Source organism: Pseudonocardia lacus, from assembly GCF_018531445.1.
GTDB classification, from domain to species: Bacteria; Actinomycetota; Actinomycetes; order Mycobacteriales; family Pseudonocardiaceae; genus Pseudonocardia; species Pseudonocardia lacus.
On sequence record NZ_JAHDTH010000471.1, the window covers coordinates 1 to 1,094 of the forward strand.

Consider the following 1,094-nt stretch of genomic DNA (forward strand, 5'->3'; position numbering starts at 1 on the left):
CGTGCGGCGCGGCGCGGTGGTGCTCGGCCGCACGCCCGACGGCGCCGCCGCCCCGGGGCCGCTGCGGGTCACCGACCCCGCCGACGGCACCACCACCGTGCTCGAACCCGCCACCGCGCCGTACTTCGTGAAGCGGGTGGTGGGCCTGCCCGGCGACCGGGTCCGCCCGCGGCACACCACCCCTGGGCACCGCCGCGGCGGACCGGTCGCGGAGGTCGAGGTGCCCGCCGGGACCTGCTTCGTCGAGGGTGAGGCCGGGTTCAGCGTCGACTCCTGCGCCTGGGGGCCGGTGCCCCTCGCCGACGTCCTGGGCGTGGTCGTGCTGCGCTCGCGCCGTCCCGGCCCGATCCCGGCGCCCGCGGCCGACCTGCCGCCGGTGCCGGCCTGGCTCGCGCGGTGAGCGGGCCGGCCGTCTGGTGCACGGCGGTGATCGCCGGCACCTTCGCCGTCTCCGCCGTGGCCGGGGCCCGCGACCTCGCCGCGTTCCGCACCGCGGTGCGGGCGTTCCGCGTGGTACCCCGGCGGCTGGTGCCCGCCGCGGCGAGCACCGTGCTGGTCGCCGAGGCCGCGGTGGTCGTGCTGCTGGCCGTCCCCGCCACCCGGGTCGTCGGGTTCGTCGGGGCGGCCGCGCTGCTGGTCGCCTTCACCGGGGCGATGGCGCGGGTGCTGCGCCGCGGCGACCGCACCCCGTGCGCCTGCTTCGGCCGCGCGACCGACCCCGTCCACCCACGCCACCTGGTCCGCAACGCCGTCCTGGTGGCGGTGTGCGGTGCCGGGATCGCGCTGCACGTCGCCGCCGGGCCCACGCCCTGGCCGGTCGCCGCGCTCGCCGTGCTCGCGGCGGTGCCGGTGGTGGCCGCGGTCGTCGCCCTCGACGACCTGGTCTCGCTCTTCTCCCCCTCCCCCCATTCCGGATCGACAGGATCGAGGACGACGCGGTGAACGCCTGGGACGTCGGTCAGCTCGTGCTCTGGGTCGTGGTGCTGGCCAACCTGCTGCTCACGCTGGCGCTGGTGCGCCGGGTCGCGGCGCTGGGCCGCACTGGCGGCGCGGGCCGCGCGGCCCCGGTCGGCGGGCTGCCCCCGGGCGCGCCC

At 79.5% G+C, this 1,094-nt stretch carries 2 protein-coding genes; both read left to right on the forward strand.

Going from position 1 to position 1,094, the window contains the following annotated elements:
- On the forward strand, nucleotides 1-400 hold a 400-nt coding region (locus KIK08_RS39140; protein ID WP_214408348.1), incomplete at its 5' end, for a S26 family signal peptidase.
- On the forward strand, nucleotides 397-942 hold the full coding sequence (locus KIK08_RS39145; RefSeq protein WP_214408349.1) for a MauE/DoxX family redox-associated membrane protein: 546 nt from the start codon (nucleotides 397-399) through the stop codon (nucleotides 940-942). The genes KIK08_RS39140 and KIK08_RS39145, both read left to right, overlap by 4 nt.
- Nucleotides 943-1,094: the final 152 nt, after the last annotated feature.